This window comes from Streptomyces sp. NPDC048361 (assembly GCF_040651795.1).
In the GTDB taxonomy this organism is placed as follows: Bacteria; Actinomycetota; Actinomycetes; order Streptomycetales; family Streptomycetaceae; genus Streptomyces.
Genome location: NZ_JBEZKW010000003.1, coordinates 90,784 through 109,353, shown reverse-complemented (window position 1 = coordinate 109,353; position 18,570 = coordinate 90,784). Strand labels below are relative to the sequence as shown.

The window sequence follows — 18,570 nt, the reverse complement described above, 5'->3', positions numbered from 1 at the left end:
CGCACGTGCACCGACATACGGGACAATGGCCCGGTGACCTCTGCTACGGATCCCGCCCCGGCCATCCGCCCCATCCCGACCACGCCGCGGCTCATCGCGACCGACCTGGACGGCACCCTGCTGCGTGACGACAAGTCCGTGTCGGACCGTACGGTCGCGGCGCTGGCCGCCGCCGAGGAGGCGGGCATCGAGGTCTTCTTCGTCACGGGCCGCCCGGCCCGCTGGATGGATGTCGTCAGTGCCCATGTGCACGGCCATGGCCTGGCCATCTGCGGCAACGGCGCGGCCGTCGTCGATCTGCACGGCGACAGCGACGGGCCCCGGTTCGTGAAGGTGCGACCTCTGGAGGGGCGCGCCGCCCGCGATGTCGTCGCGCTGCTGCGCGCGGCCGTGCCCGGCACGTCCTTCGCGGTCGAACGCACCAGCGGCTTCCACCACGAACTCGCCTACCCGCCCCTGCACATGGACCCGGCGGCGAGCATCGCCCCCGTCGAGAAGCTCCTGGCCGAGGACGCCGACGTACCCGGCCAGCCGGTGCTCAAGGTGCTCGCCTTCCACCCCGAACTGGCCCCTGACGACTTCCTCGCGCTGGCCCGCACCGCGGTCGGAGCCCGCGCCGAGGTCACCCGGTCCAGTCCGACCGCGCTTCTGGAGATCAGCGGCGCCGGTGTCTCCAAGGCCTCCACCTTGGCTCTGTGCTGCGCCGAGCGAGGCATCTCACCCACCGAGGTGGTGGCCTTCGGCGACATGCCGAACGACATGGAGATGCTGAGCTGGGCCGGCACGTCCTACGCGATGGGCAACGCCCACCCCGACGTCCTCGCCACCGCTTCCGGACGCACCACCGCCAACAATGAGGACGGCGTCGCGGTCGTCATCGAGCAGATCCTCAAGGCTCTCTGAGCGGCCGGAGACCGGGACTTCCGCATAGGCAGGTTCAGCGCGAGTCCGAGGCCTGCGCGGCGATGGGACGGAGCAGCGCGGGCCGGGAGCCCTGCCCCGCCGATCGCCCGAATCAACGCCGGGCCGCGGGTGTTTCACGTGAAACAACAGCTGAGGACCGGACCGCGTGGCGCTTCACATGACCGTATGGGCCGTCAGAGCGGTGCGGGGTGTTTCACGTGACCGTGTCGACCGTCAGAGCGGTGTGAGAGTTTCTCGCGTAACCGCGTAACCGCGTAACCGCGTAACCGCGTAACCGGGTAACCGGGTATCCGCGTAACCGGGTATCCGCGTAACCGGGTCGATCTCAGAGAGCGGTGCGGGAGTGTGTTTCACGTGAAACGCCACGCGCCGTCCGTCACAGCGGTGCCTCCCACAGGACCGTCGTGCCGCCCCCGTCGTCCCCGATCCCGGGGCCATAGGAACTCGAACCGCCGAGCGCCTCGGCCCGCCGCTGGAGGTTGCGCAGACCGCTGCGGCGGCCGCCCGGAGGGATGCCGACCCCGTCGTCCGCGACCGTGAGGCGCACCCCGGGGCTGCCGTCCGGCAGTTGGGCCGTGGCGTCGACGGCGACCTCGATCCGGGATGCCTCGGCGTGCCGGAAGGCGTTCGAGAGAGCTTCGCGCAGCGCTGCGATGAGGTTCTTGCCAGTGAGCTCGCCCACGAGGGTGTCGACCGCCCCGAGGAAGCGGTGGGCCGGTTTGAAGCCGAGCGGTACGGCCGCCATGTTGATCTCCCGCAGCACACGGGTACGCAGCCCGGACGGCGCCTCGGCCGGCCCCTGCTGGAGCGCGAAGATCGCGGTGCGGATCTCCTGGATGGTGACGTCGAGTTCATCGACCGCCTTGCCGATGCCGCCCTGCACCTCGGGCACGATCGACTTGCGCTGGGCGCCCTCCAGCATCATTCCGGTGGCGAACAGCCGTTGGATGACCAGGTCGTGCAGATCGCGGGCGATGCGGTCACGGTCCTCGTAGACCGCGAGCCGCTCACGGTCGCGCTGGGCCTCCGCCATCATCAGGGCGAGCGCGGCCTGCGAGGCGAATTGGCTGGCCAGTGTCCGCTCGGCCTCGGTGAAGGGGCGCCCGCCGAGCACCCGAGGCGTGGCGAGAGCGCCCAGGACCCGGCCGCCGCTCTGCAACGGCAGCAGCATGCTCGGCCCATAGCGCTCCGACAGCTTGGTGATCATTCGGGGGTCCGAAGCCGCCTCATCGACGAAGACCGCCTCGCCGTCGAGCAGGCTCGAGACGACCGGACTCTCCGGCGGGACCACCATGCCGAGCGACACCCTCGGGTTGTCGGCGGAGACCGCGACGATTTCAAGGCCACCCTCCCTGGCGGGAAGCAGCACGATTCCGGCGTCGGAGTCGGCCAGATGGCGGGCCTGTTCGGCGACGACCTCCAGGGCGTCGTCCGCGTCCCCGCCCGAGAGCAGGGCCGTGGTGACGGCGACCGAGCCGTCGATCCACCGCTCGCGCTGGCGCGCCGCCTCGTAGAGCCGGGCGTTGCCGATGGCGATCCCGGCCTCCGTGGCGAGGACGCGCACCATGTGCAGGTCGTAGTCGTTGAATGCGCCGCCGCTGTGCTTCTCCGTCAGATAGAGGTTGCCGAAGATCTCGCCCTGCACCCGGATGGGGACGCCGAGGAAGGTCCGCATCGGCGGGTGGTTGGGCGGAAGGCCCGCCGAGCGGGGGTCGGCGGAGATCTCGGCCAGTCTCAGTGGTTCGGGGTGGTGGATCAGCCAGCCGAGAAGCCCGCGGTGCCCGTCGGGCCGGTGTCCGATCGCCCGGGCCTCGACGTCACTGACGCCATACGTCACGAAGTCGGAGAGTCCCCGGCCCTCTTCGTCGACGACTCCGATCGCCGCGTACCGCGCGTCGGCGAGTTCGGCCGCGGTTTCACAGATCCGGTCGAGGGTGGAGTGCAGCTCAAGGCCGGTCCCCACCGAGCGCATCGCCTCAAGGAGCTGAGGGACCCGCGCGGTGAGCTCGGTGGACAGCCCCTGCAGGCTGCGGGTGGCCCGGGTCGCTGCTTCGAGCGGATCCTGGTCCCCGCGGTCCAGGCCCTCGACGTCCTGCTGGCCCGGCGGTCTCTTCGGGTCTCGCGGCACTGACATGCCTTGAGAGTAGTTAGTCCTATTTGGCGAGGAAAGTCGGGTCCTGCCTGGCCTCGGTCTCGCGCTCTCGCTCCAGCATGCGGCACAGGGGCCCGTCGACCAGCGCGAGCTCCTCGTACGCGCCGCGCTGCACGGTCCTGCCCTCGTCGAGTACGAGCACTTCGTCGACGGCTTCCAGGCCGCGCAGCCGGTGCGTGATCAGTACCGTCGTGCGTCCTTCGGTGAGATCGAGCAGGTCCCTGGTGAGGGCGTCGGCGGTCGCCAGGTCCAGGTGTTCCGCGGGCTCGTCCAGGACGAGCACCGGGAAGTCCGCGAGGAGGGCGCGGGCCAGGGCGAGCCGCTGGCGCTGTCCGCCGGACAGCCGGGCGCCGTGTTCGCCGACGAGGGTGTCGAGACCGTCGGGCAGGGCGTCGACCCAGTCGAGGAGGCGGGCCCGGCCCAGAGCGACACGCAGATCGTCATCGGTGGCGTTGGTGCGGGCGAGCCGCAGGTTCTCCCGCACCGAGCTGTCGAACAAGTGCGCGTCCTGGGCGCAGAGCCCCACGATGCGCCGCACGTCGTCACCGTCCAGCTGGGTCGCGTCGCTCCCGCCGACCGCGTAGGTGCCCTGGGTGGGGTCGAGGAAGCGCAGCAGTACTTGGGCGAGGGTGGTCTTGCCGGATCCCGACGCCCCGACGACGGCCACCCGCATGCCCGGGGTGAGGCGCAGCCCGAAATCGTGCAGCGCGTCCCGCTCCTGGCCCGCGTATCGTGCGTGAATGCCGCGCAGCTCCAGCGGAAACGGCGTCGCGGGCACGGCGGCGGGCGCCTCCGGTTCCTGCACGGGGGCGGGCGTGTCGAGCACCTCGTAGACGCGCTCGGCGCTGCGCCGGACCCGCTGGCGCGACTGGACGGCCGACGGCAGCCCGGTCACTCCCTCGAAGGCGGCCAGCGGAACCAGCACCACCACGGCCAGCAACACCCCGTCGAGCCGTCCGGCCGCGACGGCCTGTACGCCGGCCAGCGCGGCGCCCGCCACGGTGACGCCACAGACCAGTGCGGAGAGCCCGACGCCGAGCGCGGAGGCGGCGGCGCCCCGCGAGGCGATACGGGTCAGCGCCGCATCCGCGTCCCTCACATCGCGGGTGCGGCGCCCGATGGCCCCGGCCACCGTCAGCTCGCCGGTTCCCGTGAGCAGATCGGCCACTCGGGTGGCGAGCAGCCCCCGGGTCGGAGCCAGCTGCCGCTCGGCCCGCCGTGCCAGCGCGCCGCTGACGCACGGGACCACGACCCCGGCCACGAACAGGCCCACGGCGAGCACGGCACCGGCCTCGGGCAGCAGCCATGCGGTGAACCCGGCGCTCAGGACCGACACGACGACGGCGACCCCGGCCGGGAGCGCCCAGCGCAGCCAGTAGTCCTGGAGCTCGTCGACGTCGGCGACCAGACGCGCGAGCAGGTCTCCTCGACGCGTCTCACGCAAGCCCGCCGGCGCGATCCGCTCAAGGCGCCGGTACACCGCGACCCGCAGCTCGGAGAGCATCCTCAGGACCGCGTCGTGGGAGACGAGACGTTCGGCGTAGCGGAACACCGCGCGCCCGATTCCGAAGGCGCGGGTCGCGGTGACGGCCACCATCAGATAGAGCACCGGCGGCTGTTGCGCGGCGCGCGAGATGAGCCATCCGGAGGTGGCCATGAGGCCGACGGCGGAACCGAGCGCCAACGCGCCGAGGAGCAGGGCGAGCGCGATGCGGCCGCGCACTCCACGCGCCGCGGCACGCACCCGGGCCAGCGGATTGCGGCCGGGCACGGGGCTCGCCGTGACGGTGCCTGGATCGGTGAGGGCCTCAACGGAGGCCGTCCGAACGCGGGTTGGGGTTGCCCCGGCTGTCCCCTGCACCGGTACGCGCGGTGTTGTTTCGGCGGCCCGCAGCTCGACCACGCGGTCCGCGACCGCGAGCAGCGCGGGGCGGTGCACGACGAGCAGGACCGTACGGCCCGCCGCCAGCCTGCGGACCGCGTCGACGATGCCGGCCTCGGTCTCGCCGTCCAGCGCGGCCGTCGGCTCGTCCAGCAGCAGCACCGGCCGGTCGGCAAGGAAGGCACGGGCGAGGGCGAGGCGCTGGCGCTGTCCTGCCGAGAGGCCGGCGCCGCCCTCGCCAAGGGCGGTGGCCACACCGTCCGGCAACGCGGCCACGAAGTGGTGCGCGCCCGCGTCGCGCAGGGCGTCAAGTACGGCCGTGTCGTCCGCGTCGGGCCGGGCCAGGCGGACGTTCTCCGCGATCGTCCCCGCGAAGAGGTGGGGCCGCTGCGGCACCCAGGCGATCCGTTCGCGCCACTGCGCGAGGGAGAGCGTCGCGAGATCCGTACCGGACACCAGGATCCGTCCGCCGTCCTGCGGCGTCACGAAGCCGAGCAGCGCGTTGAGAAGGGTGGACTTGCCGACACCGCTCGGGCCGGTCAGAGCAACCGTCTCGCCCGGCTCGACGACCAGGGAGGCGTCGGCCAGGGAAGGTTCTGTACGTCCGGGGTGGCGCACGGTGACGGCGTCCACCTGGATCCGGACGGGCCCCGCGGGGAGCGTCACCTTCCCTCCCTCGGGCAGCGGGGTCTCCAGGACCTCGAAGATCTCCTCCGCCGCCGACAGCCCTTCTGCCGCCGCGTGGTACTGCGCGCCGACCTGGCGCAACGGCAGATAGGCCTCCGGGGCCAGGATCAGGATCACCAGACCGGTGGAGAGGTCGAGGTCGCCGTGGACCAGGCGCATGCCGATGCCGACCGCGACCAGCGCCACCGAGATCGTCGCGAGCAGCTCGAGGGCGAACGAGGAGATGAAGGCGATCCGCAGGGTTTTCAGCGTCGCCTTGCGGTAGTCGGACGTGATCGTCCTGATCGACTCGGCCTGCGCCTTGGCCCGGCCGAACACCTTGAGCGTCGGAAGCCCGGCCACGACATCGAGGAAGTGACCAGAGAGCCGGGACAGCAGTCGCCACTGCCGGTCCATCTGCGACTGGGTGGCCCAGCCGATCAGCATCATGAACAACGGGATGAGCGGCAGCGTGACCACGATGGTGGCCGCGGACACCCAGTCCTCGGTGACAATCCGCGCCAGCACCGCCACCGGCACCACGACGGCGAGGCCCAACTGCGGCAGATAGCGCGCGAAGTAGTCGTCGAGTGCGTCGACGCCGCGCGTGGCGAGCGCCACCAGGGAGCCCGTGCGCTGGCCGCTCAGCCACTCCGGACCGAGCCCCGCCGCCCGCTCCAGGAGACGGCCCCGCAGCTCCGACTTGACCGCGGCGCTCGCACGGTGAGCGGCGAGGTCAGTGAGCCACGAGACCAGACCCCGCCCGGCCGCGACGGCCACGAGGAACAGCAGCGGCGTCCTCAGCCCGGTCACACCCTCACCGTGCTGGAACGCCCCCACGACGACCTCGGCGATGAGCATGGCCTGGGCGATGATCAGCCCCGCCCCGACCAGCCCGAGGGCCACCACCGCGGCAAGGAAGAAGCGGGTGGCGCGGGCGTACCGCAGCAGGCGCGGGTCGATCGGTTTCACGTGAAACATCCCCCAACGGAAAGGGTCGGAGTGGGGTGGGCTCCCTGGGGGTGTGTTTCACGTGAAACACACCCCCAGGGGCCGTGAGGGCCTCCGGCGGACCGTGAGGCCGCGGGCTCAGTGCGCTTCGGCGATGTTCTTCGTGCCGATCCGCTTGCGGAACACCCAGTACGTCCAGCCCTGGTAGAGCAGCACGATCGGGGTCGCGACCCCCGCACACCACGTCATGATCTTGAGGGTGTACGGGCTCGACGATGCGTTGGTGACCGTGAGGTTCCATGCACTGTTCAGCGAGGACGGCATGACGTTCGGGAAGAGCGTCAGGAAGAACATTGCCACCGCGGCGGCGATCGTGAGGCCCGACAGGGCGAAGGACCATCCCTCACGCCCCGCCTTGATGGCAACGATCGCCCCCACCAGCGCCAGCACCGCGATGGCCATCGCGACCAGACTCTTCGTGTCCCCGTCCGCGGCCTGGGTCCAGATCAGGAAACCGAGCGCGAGGACGGCCGCGGCCACACCCAGCTTGAGCGCGAGCGCACGGGCGCGCTGACGGATGTCCCCGAGCGTCTTGAGCGAGGCGAACACCGCACCGTGGAAGGTGAAGAGGGAGAGCGTGACGAGGCCGCCGAGGATCGCGTACGGGTTGAGCAGATCCCAGAAGCCGCCCACGTACTCCATGTGCGCGTCGATCTTCACGCCGTGCACGATGTTGGCGAATGCGACGCCCCAGAGGAACGCCGGAATGAGCGAGGTCCAGAAGATGGCCTGCTCCCAGTTGCGCTGCCACTTCTCCTCGGGCCGCTTAGCCCGGTACTCGAAGGCGACACCGCGGACGATCAGACAGACCAGAATGATCAGCAGCGGCAGGTAGAGACCCGAGAAGAGCGTCGCGTACCACTCGGGGAAGGCGGCGAAGGTCGCGCCGCCCGCCGTGAGCAGCCACACCTCGTTGCCGTCCCAGACGGGGCCGATGGTGTTGATCAGGACGCGCTTCTCGGTCCGGTCCCTGGCCAGCAGCTTCGTCAGGATGCCGATCCCGAAGTCGAATCCCTCCAGGAAGAAGTAGCCGATCCACAGAACGGCGATGAGTACGAACCAGACGTCGTGAAGTTCCATGCCTCGATCTCCTCAGCCTCAGTACGAGAAGGCCATCGGCCGGTCGGGGTCGCGGTCGTCCCCGCCGATCTTGGTGGGCGGGTTGAGGTCGGCCTCGGTGAGCTCGGGCGGCCCGGCCTTCACGTACTTCACGAGCAGTCTGACCTCGACCACCGCGAGCACGGCGTAGAGCAGCGTGAAGACGATCATCGAGGTGAGGACCTCGCCCTGCGAGACGCTGGGGGAGACCGCGTCCCGGGTGCGCAGGACGCCATACACGACCCAGGGCTGACGGCCCATCTCCGTGAAGATCCAGCCCCACGAGTTGGCGATCAGCGGGAAGCCGAGAGTCCATACCGCGAAGAACCAGTACCACTTGGTCAGGCGGGTGCCGAGTGCCTGGCTCTTGAAGAGCACCAGGTGGGGCACTTCGTCCTCACCGGTCCTCATCCCCGGCGCCAGCATGAACTTCTTGCGGGTGAGCCAGAGCCCGACGAGTCCGATGACGAAGGACGTCATGCCGAAGCCGATCATCCAGCGGAAGCCCCAGAACGTGACCGGGATATTGGGCCGGTAGTCGCCGGGCCCGAACTTCTGCCGCTCGGCCTTGTTCACGTCGTTGATGCCGGGGACGTAGGAGGAGAAGTTGTTGTCGGCGAGGAAGGACAGGACTCCGGGCACCGAGATCTCGACGTCGTTGTGACCCTTGGCCACGTCACCGACGGCGAATATCGAGAACGGCGCGGGCTTCTGGCCGTCCCACAGGGCCTCGGCGGCGGCCATCTTCATGGGCTGTTGCTTGAACATGACCTTGCCGAGCGAGTCGCCGCTGACGGCCGTGAGCAGTCCCCCGATCACCAGCGTGACCAGGCCCAGCCGCAGCGAGGTGCGCATCACGGGGATGTGCTTCTTGCGGCGCAGATGGAGGGCGGCGACGCCGACCATGAACGCGCCACCGGTGAGCAAGGCGGCGGTCAGGGTGTGGAAGACAACGACCAGGGTGGTGTCCTGGGTCAGGACCTTCCAGAAGTCGGTGAGTTCCGCGCGCCCGGTGACCTTGTTGAGCCTGAAGCCGACCGGGTGCTGCATCCAGGAGTTGGCCGCCAGGATGAAGTAGGCGGACAGGATGGTGCCGATGGAGACCATCCAGATGCAGGCGCAGTGGATCTTTTTCGGCAGCTTGTCCCAGCCGAAGATCCACAGCCCGATGAAGGTGGACTCGAAGAAGAAGGCGATGAGCGCCTCGAAGGCGAGCGGGGCACCGAAGATGTCGCCGACGAACCGCGAGTAGTCAGACCAGTTCATGCCGAACTGGAATTCCTGGACGATCCCGGTGACCACACCCATCGCGATGTTGATCAGGAAGAGCTTGCCCCAGAACTTGGTCGCCTTGAGGTACTTGTCCTTACCCGTTCGCACCCAAGCGGTCTCCAGGCCGGCGACGAGCGCGGCGAGCGAGATCGTCAGGGGGACGAAGAGGAAGTGGTAGACGGTGGTGATGCCGAACTGCCATCGCGCCAGGGTCTCCGGCGCCAGAGCCAGGTCCACGTCGGCACTCTCCTTACATCGCCGTGGTCACAGCCGCAGGCTTGCCCCTTTAATCCCCCCGATTATGGGAGGAAGCGGGACCCGCTTGTGAACGCGTTCACATTCACAAGCATTATGTCGTACGAGCTGTCGAGTCCTCCAGGGGGGTCCCCTAGGGCGTGCGCCACATGTACGCCGCCGCGAGATAGCGGGGAAACGCCGGGGAGAGGCGGCCGAGGCCATCGGGCGTGGACACCCCCTTCCCAAGGCTTTCAACATCTTGTTGAATTCGGCGCCATGGAGAATCAGCTGCGGATACGCATCTCATGGCCCGCGGGCAGCCTCACCGCGACACTCGAGGAAACCCCCACGAGCACGGCGCTCGCGGGGGCACTCCCGATCACCTCCACCGCCCACACCTGGGGCGAGGAGGTCTATTTCGACACCCCGGTCTCCCTGGCCCAGGAACCGGACGCGCGCCAGGTCGTGGAGCCGGGCACGGTGGCGTTCTGGACCGACGGCGACGCGCTCGCGTTGCCGTACGGCCCCACCCCCATCTCGCGCGGTGACGAATGCCGGCTCGCGAGCCCCTGCAATATTCTCGGCCGGATCGACGGCGACCCCCGGCAACTCGCCACGGTCCGCTCCGGCGACCCGATCCGGGTCGACGCCCTCTGATCAGACCGGCGCCCCCCCTGAACGAGTCGGCACCCTCGGAATGCGTCGGCGCCTTCTGTTCAAGGGGGCCCCGAGACGTCAGGCCTTCTTGCGGAAGCCCTCCGCGACCTTGAGGAACAGGTCGTTGGCCTCGCTCTCACCGATCGTGACGCGCACGCCTTCGCCGGCGAACGGCCGGACCACGACGCCCGCGGCCTCACACGCCGTCGCGAAGTCGACCGTGCGCTCCCCGAGGCGCAGCCAAACGAAGTTCGCCTGCGTCTCGGGCACGGTCCAGCCCTGCTGCCCCAGGCCCTCGTACACCCGGTTCCGCTCGCACACCAACGAGCCGACACGGCCCATCAGTTCGTCCTCGGCACGCAGCGAGGCGACCGCGGCGTCCTGGGCGAGCTGGCTGACGCCGAAGGGCACGGCCGTCTTGCGCAGCGCCGCGGCGACCGGCTCGTGGGCCACCGCGAAGCCGACCCGCAGCCCCGCGAGCCCGTACGCCTTGGAGAAGGTGCGCAGGACGGCCACGTTGGGGCGGTCCCGGTAGATCTCGATGCCGTCCGGGACCTCGGCGTCGCGGATGAACTCCCGGTACGCCTCGTCGAGCACCACGAGGACGTCGGACGGCACCCGGTCGAGGAATCGTTCCAGCTCGGCCCGGCGGACCACGGTGCCGGTCGGGTTGTTCGGGTTGCAGACGAAGATCAGCCGCGTCCGGTCGGTGATCGCGTCCGCCATCGCGTCCAGGTCGTGCACGTCGCCCGGGGTGAGCGGCACCTGGACCGGCTTCGCTCCACTGATCCGGGTGATGATCGGGTACGCCTCGAAGGAGCGCCAGGCGTAGATGACCTCGTCGCCGGGGCCCGAGGTGGACTGCACCAACGACTGGGCCACCCCCACCGAGCCCGTGCCCGTGGCCAGGTGCGCATGCGGCACCCCGAACCGCTCGGCCAACTCGTTCATCAGCCCCGTGCACGCCATGTCCGGGTAGCGGTTGAAGGCGCCCGCGGCCGCGACGGCGCTCTCCATCACGCCGGGCAGCGGCGGGTAGGGGTTCTCGTTGGAGGACAGCTTGTAGGCGACCGGCCCCTCGGATGCGGCCGCGGGCCTGCCGGGCTTGTAGGTGGGGATGCCGTCCAGCTCGGCGCGCAGCTTGGGGGTCGTCTCGCTCACCGCAGGTCCTCCTCGACCGTCGCGTACAGATGCTGTGCACGCCGCCGTGGACAGCTCCGTACACATCCAATACTCCTCACCTTATGAGGATTGGGCGTCCCTGCGAATAGCGGACGGGCACCGGTTCACGGCGGGCGTACGAGGAAGGGGGAGCGCTCCTCCCCCTGGCGCGCGCCGGTGGCCCGCGCCCTGGCGCGCATCACCCGTGAAGGTGAGTTGAGACCTCTTCGAGACCTCGGACAGTTGGCAGCTGCCCGGGGATCGACAAGCGTCACCACAACGCTTACCCCGCCAATCCCCTTGCATTGCAAGGCCATTGACAATGTTCGATCATGCAGAAACGTGCCTGTCAACGCGTGCATATGCACCCGGGCCAACCGCCCGTCATCGCCCTACTATCGGCTCGCCATGACAGCAGCAGGGAAGCACCAGGTGAGCCGGTCGACCGGTCGCCGGCTGGGGCGGGCGGGTATTCGAGATGTGGCCGCCGCCGCCGGTGTCTCCATCACGACCGTCTCAGACGCGCTCAACGGCAAGGGGCGGCTCCCCGACGCCACCCGCCGCCACGTCCGCGAGGTCGCAGACCGGCTGGGCTACCGCCCATCCGCAGCGGCCCGCACGCTCCGTACCGGCAAGTCCGGCCTCATCGGCCTGACCGTGACGACCTACGGGGATGAACCTTTCACCTTCACCGAATTCGCCTACTTCGCCGAAATGGCGAGAGCCGCGACCTCCGCCGCGCTGGCCCGCGGCTACGCCCTCGTCATCCTTCCCGCCACCTCACGCCGCAGCCCGGCGGACGTCTGGTCGAACGTCGCCCTCGACGGCACCGTCGTCATCGACCCCTCCGACCAGGACCCCGTGGTCAGCGAACTCGTACGCCAGGGCCTTCCCGTCGTCTCCGACGGCCGCCCGGCGGGCAGCCTGCCCGTCACGGCGTGGGTGGACAACGACCACGAGGCCGCCGTACTGGACCTGCTCGACCATCTCGCCGCCGCCGGCGCCCGCCGGATCGGCCTGCTCACCGGAACCACCACCGACACCTACACCCGCCTGTCCACCGAGGCCTATCTGACCTGGTGCGGACGGGTCGGCCAGGATCCGGTCTACGAGTCCTACCCGGCCCACGACCCCTGTGCGGGCGCCGTCGCAGCCGACCGGCTGCTCGCCCGCCCGGACCGGCCGGACGCCGTCTACGGACTCTTCGACCCCAACGGCACCGACCTGCTCGCGGCCGCCCGGCGCTACGGGCTGCGCGTACCGGAGGACCTGCTCCTCGTGTGCTGCAGCGAATCCACCGTGTACGCCACGACCGAACCGCCCATCACCACCCTCTCGCTCAAACCACGGCGCATCGGCACGGCCGTCGTCCAGCTCCTCATCGACGCGATCGAAGGAATCGACAACGGCCAGCCCATCGAGCAGGTGATACCGACCGAGCTGATCGTGCGGACGTCCTCCCAACGCCGTCCGCCGCGCACCACGGTGAGCCCGCCGCGCTCGCCGGCGACGGGCCAGTCCGGTCCGTCCGGCCAGCCGGGTCAGCCCGGTCAGAACTGAGAGGGCTCCGGCCGGGTGACACCACCCGGCCGGGTGGCGCCGAGCCCGGTATCGCCGGAACGGCGAGGATCGGCCGGGATCGGACCGCCACATTGGGGACATAACCACCCGCCAACCCCGCTCGCACCCGGATTGACCACCCCTGGTGCGTCACACAGCATGAGGCGCATTCCTATGATGGGCGCACGACACCACGGATCGCCGCCCGACCTGGCGGATCCCACGGTGTACGGCGGCGCGACGGTGGTGGAGGGGTCGATGACTCAGGGGGCCGGTCAGGGACCCGTGCGGACGGAGACGTTGCGTGACTTCCGGGTGCCGCCGTACGCGCAACAGACCCCCGTGCCACCACCCGGGGAACAGGAATCCTGGCCGCAGCCGCCGGCCCCGGAACTCCACCCGGAGACGGGCCCGGAGCTCTCCTCCATGGAGCCGGCCGCGGAACCGCACCCCATGCCGGTGGCCCCGGAGTTCCGTCAAGAGCCTCCGGCACCGGACTTCCGCCCGGAACCCCCGGTGAACCGGCCCGAGGCGCCCGCGCCCCAGGCGCCCGCCACGGCGCCCGGCGCAATCGCCTATCCGGATGACGAGCCGCCCGAGGGATACACGCCGACCGCGCGTGACCTCCCGATCATCAACCGGGGGGACACCGTGCAGGTGCCCGTGGTCGAGCAGCCCGCCCCGGCGCGGACCAACGACGGCCCCGGCCCGCTGTACGTCGTCGGCGACGTCCACGGCTACCTCAACGAACTCCTGGCCGCCCTGCGCGAGCAGGGCCTCATCGACGAATCCGGCAACTGGGCCGCCGGCACCGCGCGCCTGTGGTTCCTCGGCGACTTCACCGACCGCGGCCCCGACGGCATCGGCGTCATCGACCTGGTCATGCGGCTCTCCGCCGAGGCCGCGGCCGCCGGCGGCTACTGCAAGGCCCTCATGGGCAACCACGAGCTGCTGCTCATCGGCGCCAAACGGTTCGCCGACACCCCGGTCAACTCCGGTGCCGGCACCGCCACGTTCCAGGCCGCCTGGCTGCTCAACGGCGGCCAGAAGGCCGATATGGACCGGCTCCAGGACGTGCACCTCCAGTGGATGTCCCGGCTCGACGCGATCGAGCAGGAGGACGACCACCTGCTGATGCACTCCGACACGACCGCCTATCTGGATTACGGCGACTCCATCGAGGCGGTCAACGACACCGTCCACGCCATTCTCAACCGCAACGACGCCGACGAGTGCTGGGACCTGTTCCGCAAGCTCACCAAACGCTTCGCGTTCCGCGACGGTTCCGGCCCGCAGGCAGCGCGCGAGCTGCTCGCGGTATACGGCGGGCAGCGTGTGGTGCACGGTCACAGCCCGATCCCGTATCTGCTGGGCGAAGTCGGCACCGAGGACGGCGAGGAGGACTCCCGCCCGGTGGTCGAGGGCCCGCACCTGTACGCCGACGGACTTGCCATCGCCATGGACGGCGGCGTGACCATGGCCGGAAAGCTGCTGGTCCGGCAACTCCCGCTGCATGACTGAAGGGTGACCGGGAAGGCGTTCAGCAAAGCGCCGGGTATGCCATTTCCGGAAACACCCTGTCACCCCGTGCCGTAGCGGCTCTACCATCGGGTTATCCGAGCAGGCTCTCCTCCGTTTCCGCCCAACTGCCCGTTCATCAAGCGGGCTTCCCGGCCCTACGGAGCATCGGGGGATGCACATGAACAGCGCTCCGCACCTGCTTCCCGAGGACCGCCAGGAGTTCGAGCGGATCCTCGACGAGGCGCTGCGCACCGCGCATGAACGACCCGGTCTCTCCACCATCGGCGACCGTCTCAACGCTGTGCAGCTGCGCACCATGGTGCTGGCCGCCGGCACCTTCGTCACCGAGCGGGCGAGCCCCGAGTACGACCATTACGTCAAGGCACGCCAAGCTCTGAAGGCCTCCGTCGCCACCACCACGCACGACTCGGCCCTGCCGGCCCCCGACGGGGAGCCGCTGGAGCCCCCGGGCGCGGGGGTCGGGGCCGTCGTCACCGTACTGGCCCCCGTCCTTGCCGGGACCGCGGCCGTGATCTTCCTGTTGGTCGGCTACATCCTGAAGATGCTCAAGCCGGTACCCGCCTTCGCCGACACCATGGTGACGGCCGGCTGGTTCTTCGGCGCGCTGACCGCCGCCGCGATCCTCGCCGCCGCCGTCGGGCTCCTGATCACCGCCGTGCGCAACGGCGCGACCCAGGTGGTGGCCATCGACGAGGCCGGCGAGGCGGACGCGTCCGACGAACACGTCCAGGAGCTCTCCCGCGCACGCGAGGCGTGGCGCCATGCCCTGCTGGAGCGCGGCATCTACCCGTTTCTGCGCGACGCGCTCGCCGACCCGAGCGTCGACCCCGCCACCCCGGCGCGCCGCCCGATGGGCCGGATCCCCTCCCTCGGCTACGACCGGCCGGGCTTCGACAGCCCCGGTGAGGGCGACTCCCCGTCCACCCACCCCAGTTTCACCAGCCCGGACTTCACCAGCCCCGACTTCGGCGGCCCCGAACACCAGCCGGACTGAGGTCACGGGCAGGACGTCGGAAGGACATCAGGCCGGGCGCGCCGTCCCGGAGGCCGTCGGCTTCCGGGACGGCGCACGCCACGCGTCGCCTCAGTCGGCGATCGGCAGGTAGACCCGGTTGCCCGCGTCCGCGAACTCCTTGGACTTCTCCGCCATCCCCGCTTCGATTTCGTCCGACTTCAGATCGCCGCCGTGCTCGCGCCTGATGTCCTGAGAGATCTTCATCGAGCAGAACTTCGGGCCGCACATCGAGCAGAAATGCGCGGTCTTGGCCGGCTCCGCGGGCAGCGTCTCATCGTGGAACTCCCGGGCGGTGTCCGGGTCGAGGGCCAGGTTGAACTGGTCCTCCCAGCGGAACTCGAACCGGGCGTCCGAGAGCGCGTCGTCCCACTCCTGCGCGCCCGGGTGTCCCTTGGCCAGGTCCGCCGCGTGTGCGGCGATCTTGTAGGTGATGACGCCGGTCTTCACGTCATCGCGGTTGGGCAGGCCGAGGTGCTCCTTGGGCGTGACGTAGCAGAGCATCGCGGTGCCCCACCAGGCGATCATCGCCGCGCCGATGCCGGAGGTGATGTGGTCGTAGGCGGGCGCCACATCGGTGGTCAGCGGCCCAAGGGTGTAGAACGGGGCCTCTTCGCAGATCTCCTGCTGGAGGTCGATGTTCTCCTTGATCTTGTGCATCGGGACGTGTCCCGGGCCCTCGATCATCGTCTGTACGTTGTGACGCTTGGCGATCGTGTTGAGTTCCCCGAGCGTGCGCAGCTCCGCGAACTGCGCCTCGTCGTTGGCGTCCGCGATGGAGCCGGGCCGCAGGCCGTCGCCCAGCGAGTACGTCACGTCGTAGGACGCGAGGATGTCGCAGAGCTCCTCGAAGTTCTCGTACAGGAACGACTCCTTGTGGTGCGCGAGGCACCAGGCCGCCATGATCGAGCCGCCGCGCGAGACGATGCCGGTCTTGCGGCGTGCGGTCAGCGGCACGTAGCGCAGCAGGACACCCGCGTGGACCGTCATGTAGTCGACGCCCTGCTCGGCCTGCTCGATGACGGTGTCCTTGTAGATGTCCCAGGTCAGGTCCTCGGCGCGGCCGTCGACCTTCTCCAGGGCCTGGTACAGCGGCACGGTGCCGATCGGGACGGGCGAGTTGCGCAGGACCCACTCGCGGGTGGTGTGGATGTTGCGTCCCGTGGAGAGGTCCATGACCGTGTCGGCGCCCCACTTGGTGGCCCAGGTCATCTTGTCGACCTCTTCCTCAATGGAGGAGGTGACCGCGGAGTTCCCGATGTTGGCGTTGACCTTCACCAGGAAACGCTTGCCGATGATCATCGGCTCGATCTCGGGGTGGTTGATGTTGGCGGGCAGCACCGCGCGGCCCGCGGCGATCTCCTCCCGGACGACCTCGGGGGAGACGTTCTCGCGGATCGCGACGTACTCCATCTCCGGGGTGATCTCGCCGCGCCGCGCGTACGCGAGCTGGCTGACGGCCTGCCCGCCTCGGCCGCGGCGGGGCTGGCGCGGACGCCCGGGGAAGACCGCATCGAGGTTCTTGAGCCCCCCGCGCGGCGAGGTGTGCTTGATGCCGTCGTCCTCGGGGCGGACCGGGCGTCCGGCGTACTCCTCGGTGTCCCCGCGTCCGATGATCCAGTTCTCGCGGAGCGGGGCGAGACCGCGGCGGACATCGGTCTCGATGGCGGGATCGGTGTACGGCCCCGACGTGTCGTACAGCGTCACGGCCTTGCCGTTGGTGAGGTGCACCTGGCGGACCGGCACCTTGAGGTCGGGGCGCGATCCCTCGACGTACCCCTTGTGCCAGCCGATGGACTTCCCGCTCTCCTCATTGCTGGAGGCAGGCGTGCGTGTGTCCTGAACGGTCATGAGACCTACTCCCTACGCCGGCATTACCCGGTAACAGGTTCGGCGGTCGGCGCAGCGTCTTCCGTACGGTTCGTACGGTATTCAGCGCCCTCTCAGCCCGGTGCTCCGAGCTCCCGCGTGTGCAAAGGTGTCACCACGCTAGCGTCCTCACTGGCGCGCTGAACAGAGGGCCCCCTCTGTTCTTGCGATGATCGGGCGGTGACCTCACCAGAACCGCACCCTCCGCACCCATCCGGCGGATCCGGCCACGGACATGGCCACTCGCACAGTCACGGGCCCGCCGCACCCGTGTCGAAGCATCTCCGCAAGGTCATCGCCGCGGTGCTGATTCCCTTCTCCACAGCGGTACTTGTGGGGCTCGTGGTGCTCTGGCCCGGCGGCGCCCCGCCGCATCAGCGGACCGGGGTCGGCTTCGACCGGCAGACTCAGCAAGCCAAGGTCACCAAAGTGGACAAGGTGGACTGCAAGTCGGTCAACGCCGGTCAAGCTCCTTCGAACGGTGACACCTCCACCGCCGAGAGCCGGCAAGCGCGGGCAGCTCCGCAGAAGTGGTGCGGCAAGGCCACCGTCGAGGTCACCTCGGGCAAGGAGAAGGGCCGCACCTTCACCGAGATCGTCCAGCCCGACTCGCCCCGCCAACTGCACGCGGGCCAGGGCGTGATCGTCGCGTACGCCCCCGACGCCCCCCATGACCTGCAGTATTCGGTGACCGATGTGAACCGGCGCTTGCCCATGGCGCTGCTCGCGGGGATCTTCGCGCTCGCGGTGGTGCTCGTCGGGCGGTTGCGCGGGGTTATGGCGCTGGTGGCGCTGGTGGTCTCGTTCGCCGTGCTGACCCTTTTCATCCTTCCGGCGGTGTTGCAGGGCTCCAATCCGCTGCTTGTGGCGGTGGTCGGCGCGAGCGCCATCATGCTGATCGCGCTCTACATGTGCCACGGCCTGTCCGCGCGTACCTCCGTCGCCGTCCTCGGCACCCTCGTCTCACTGATGCTGATCGGGGTGCTCGGCTCGCTCTTCATCGGCTGGGCCGCGCTCACCGGCAACACCGACGACAACACCGGTCTCATCCACGGCCTCTATCCGAACATCGACATGTCCGGCCTGCTGCTGGCCGGCGTCATCATCGGCTCGCTCGGTGTGCTCGACGATGTGACGGTCACCCAGACCTCGGCGGTGTGGGAGCTGCACGAGGCGAATCCGACGATGGGCCCTCGGGGCCTGTACCGGGCGGGCATCCGCATCGGCCGCGACCACATCGCCTCGGTGGTCAACACACTGGTGCTCGCCTATGCGGGCGCCGCGCTGCCCCTGCTGCTGCTGTTCTCGATCGCGCAGAGCAGCGTGGGCACGGTGGCCAACAGTGAGCTGGTGGCTGAGGAAGTCGTCCGCACCCTGGTCGGATCGATCGGCCTCGTCGCCTCGGTGCCGCTGACCACGGCGCTGGCCGCCCTGGTGGTCTCCGCCGACCGGCCGGCCCCCGGCGGCCGCGCCGCGCCGCGGCTGGGTGCCAGGCGTGGCGCGGGCGGCCATCGCCGCAAGAAGTAG

Annotated in this window: 12 protein-coding genes and 1 riboswitch; of the genes, 6 read left to right on the top strand and 6 right to left on the bottom strand. The window is 69.8% G+C overall.

The genetic code is table 11. The annotated features are described in order from the left end of the window. Positions 1-33: 33 nt before the first annotated feature. Positions 34-903, top strand: a complete 870-nt coding sequence (locus AB0D31_RS02850) for a Cof-type HAD-IIB family hydrolase (protein WP_362716056.1) — start codon at positions 34-36, stop codon at positions 901-903. A gap of 397 nt (positions 904-1,300) precedes the next feature. On the opposite strand, the gene AB0D31_RS02845 is transcribed toward AB0D31_RS02850, so the two are convergent. From AB0D31_RS02845 to AB0D31_RS02830, 4 genes are all read right to left on the bottom strand, one after another. After that, positions 1,301-3,058, bottom strand: coding sequence for a GAF domain-containing protein (locus AB0D31_RS02845; protein ID WP_362716053.1), 1,758 nt, complete (start codon positions 3,056-3,058; stop codon positions 1,301-1,303). A 19-nt stretch (positions 3,059-3,077) separates the two neighbouring features. Next, positions 3,078-6,596, bottom strand: a complete 3,519-nt coding sequence (gene cydD / locus AB0D31_RS02840) for a thiol reductant ABC exporter subunit CydD (RefSeq protein ID WP_362716050.1) — start codon at positions 6,594-6,596, stop codon at positions 3,078-3,080. A 117-nt stretch (positions 6,597-6,713) separates the two neighbouring features. Further along, positions 6,714-7,715, bottom strand: a complete 1,002-nt coding sequence (cydB, locus tag AB0D31_RS02835) for a cytochrome d ubiquinol oxidase subunit II (RefSeq protein ID WP_362716047.1) — start codon at positions 7,713-7,715, stop codon at positions 6,714-6,716. 18 nt (positions 7,716-7,733) lie between these two features. Continuing rightward, on the bottom strand, positions 7,734-9,242 hold the full coding sequence (locus AB0D31_RS02830) for a cytochrome ubiquinol oxidase subunit I (RefSeq protein ID WP_362716044.1): 1,509 nt from the start codon (positions 9,240-9,242) through the stop codon (positions 7,734-7,736). Between the two features lie 276 nt (positions 9,243-9,518). Between AB0D31_RS02830 and AB0D31_RS02825 the strand changes: the two genes are divergently transcribed. Beyond that, a complete protein-coding gene (locus AB0D31_RS02825; protein WP_362716041.1) occupies positions 9,519-9,899 on the top strand; it encodes a cyclophilin-like fold protein in 381 nt (126 codons plus the stop codon). Positions 9,900-9,977: 78 nt separating this feature from the next. Here the strand turns inward: AB0D31_RS02825 and hisC are convergent, their stop codons facing one another. Continuing rightward, the gene (hisC, locus tag AB0D31_RS02820; RefSeq protein WP_362716039.1) at positions 9,978-11,060 is read right to left on the bottom strand and encodes a histidinol-phosphate transaminase; all 1,083 of its coding nucleotides are present in this window, start codon (positions 11,058-11,060) and stop codon (positions 9,978-9,980) included. Positions 11,061-11,468: 408 nt separating this feature from the next. On the opposite strand from hisC, the gene AB0D31_RS02815 reads away from it, so the two are divergent. The 3 genes from AB0D31_RS02815 (at position 11,469) to AB0D31_RS02805 (ending at position 15,156) form a co-directional block, all read left to right on the top strand. Beyond that, complete coding sequence (locus AB0D31_RS02815) at positions 11,469-12,620, top strand: LacI family DNA-binding transcriptional regulator (RefSeq protein ID WP_362716036.1); 1,152 nt, start codon at positions 11,469-11,471, stop codon at positions 12,618-12,620. 258 nt (positions 12,621-12,878) lie between these two features. Beyond that, positions 12,879-14,141 carry a metallophosphoesterase gene (locus AB0D31_RS02810; RefSeq protein ID WP_362716272.1) on the top strand — a complete coding sequence of 421 codons (1,263 nt, stop codon included), beginning with the start codon at positions 12,879-12,881 and terminating at the stop codon, positions 14,139-14,141. A 172-nt stretch (positions 14,142-14,313) separates the two neighbouring features. Continuing rightward, positions 14,314-15,156, top strand: a complete 843-nt coding sequence (locus AB0D31_RS02805; RefSeq protein ID WP_362716034.1) for a hypothetical protein — start codon at positions 14,314-14,316, stop codon at positions 15,154-15,156. 90 nt (positions 15,157-15,246) lie between these two features. Here AB0D31_RS02805 and thiC read toward each other — a convergent pair whose 3' ends face one another. Continuing rightward, positions 15,247-17,025, bottom strand: a complete 1,779-nt coding sequence (thiC, locus tag AB0D31_RS02800; protein WP_362716031.1) for a phosphomethylpyrimidine synthase ThiC — start codon at positions 17,023-17,025, stop codon at positions 15,247-15,249. Beyond that, positions 17,018-17,152: riboswitch (TPP riboswitch) on the bottom strand. Its footprint overlaps the gene before it by 8 nt. Positions 17,153-17,223: 71 nt before the next feature. Here thiC and AB0D31_RS02795 point away from each other — a divergent pair. Then, on the top strand, positions 17,224-18,570 hold the full coding sequence (locus tag AB0D31_RS02795; protein WP_362716028.1) for a YibE/F family protein: 1,347 nt from the start codon (positions 17,224-17,226) through the stop codon (positions 18,568-18,570).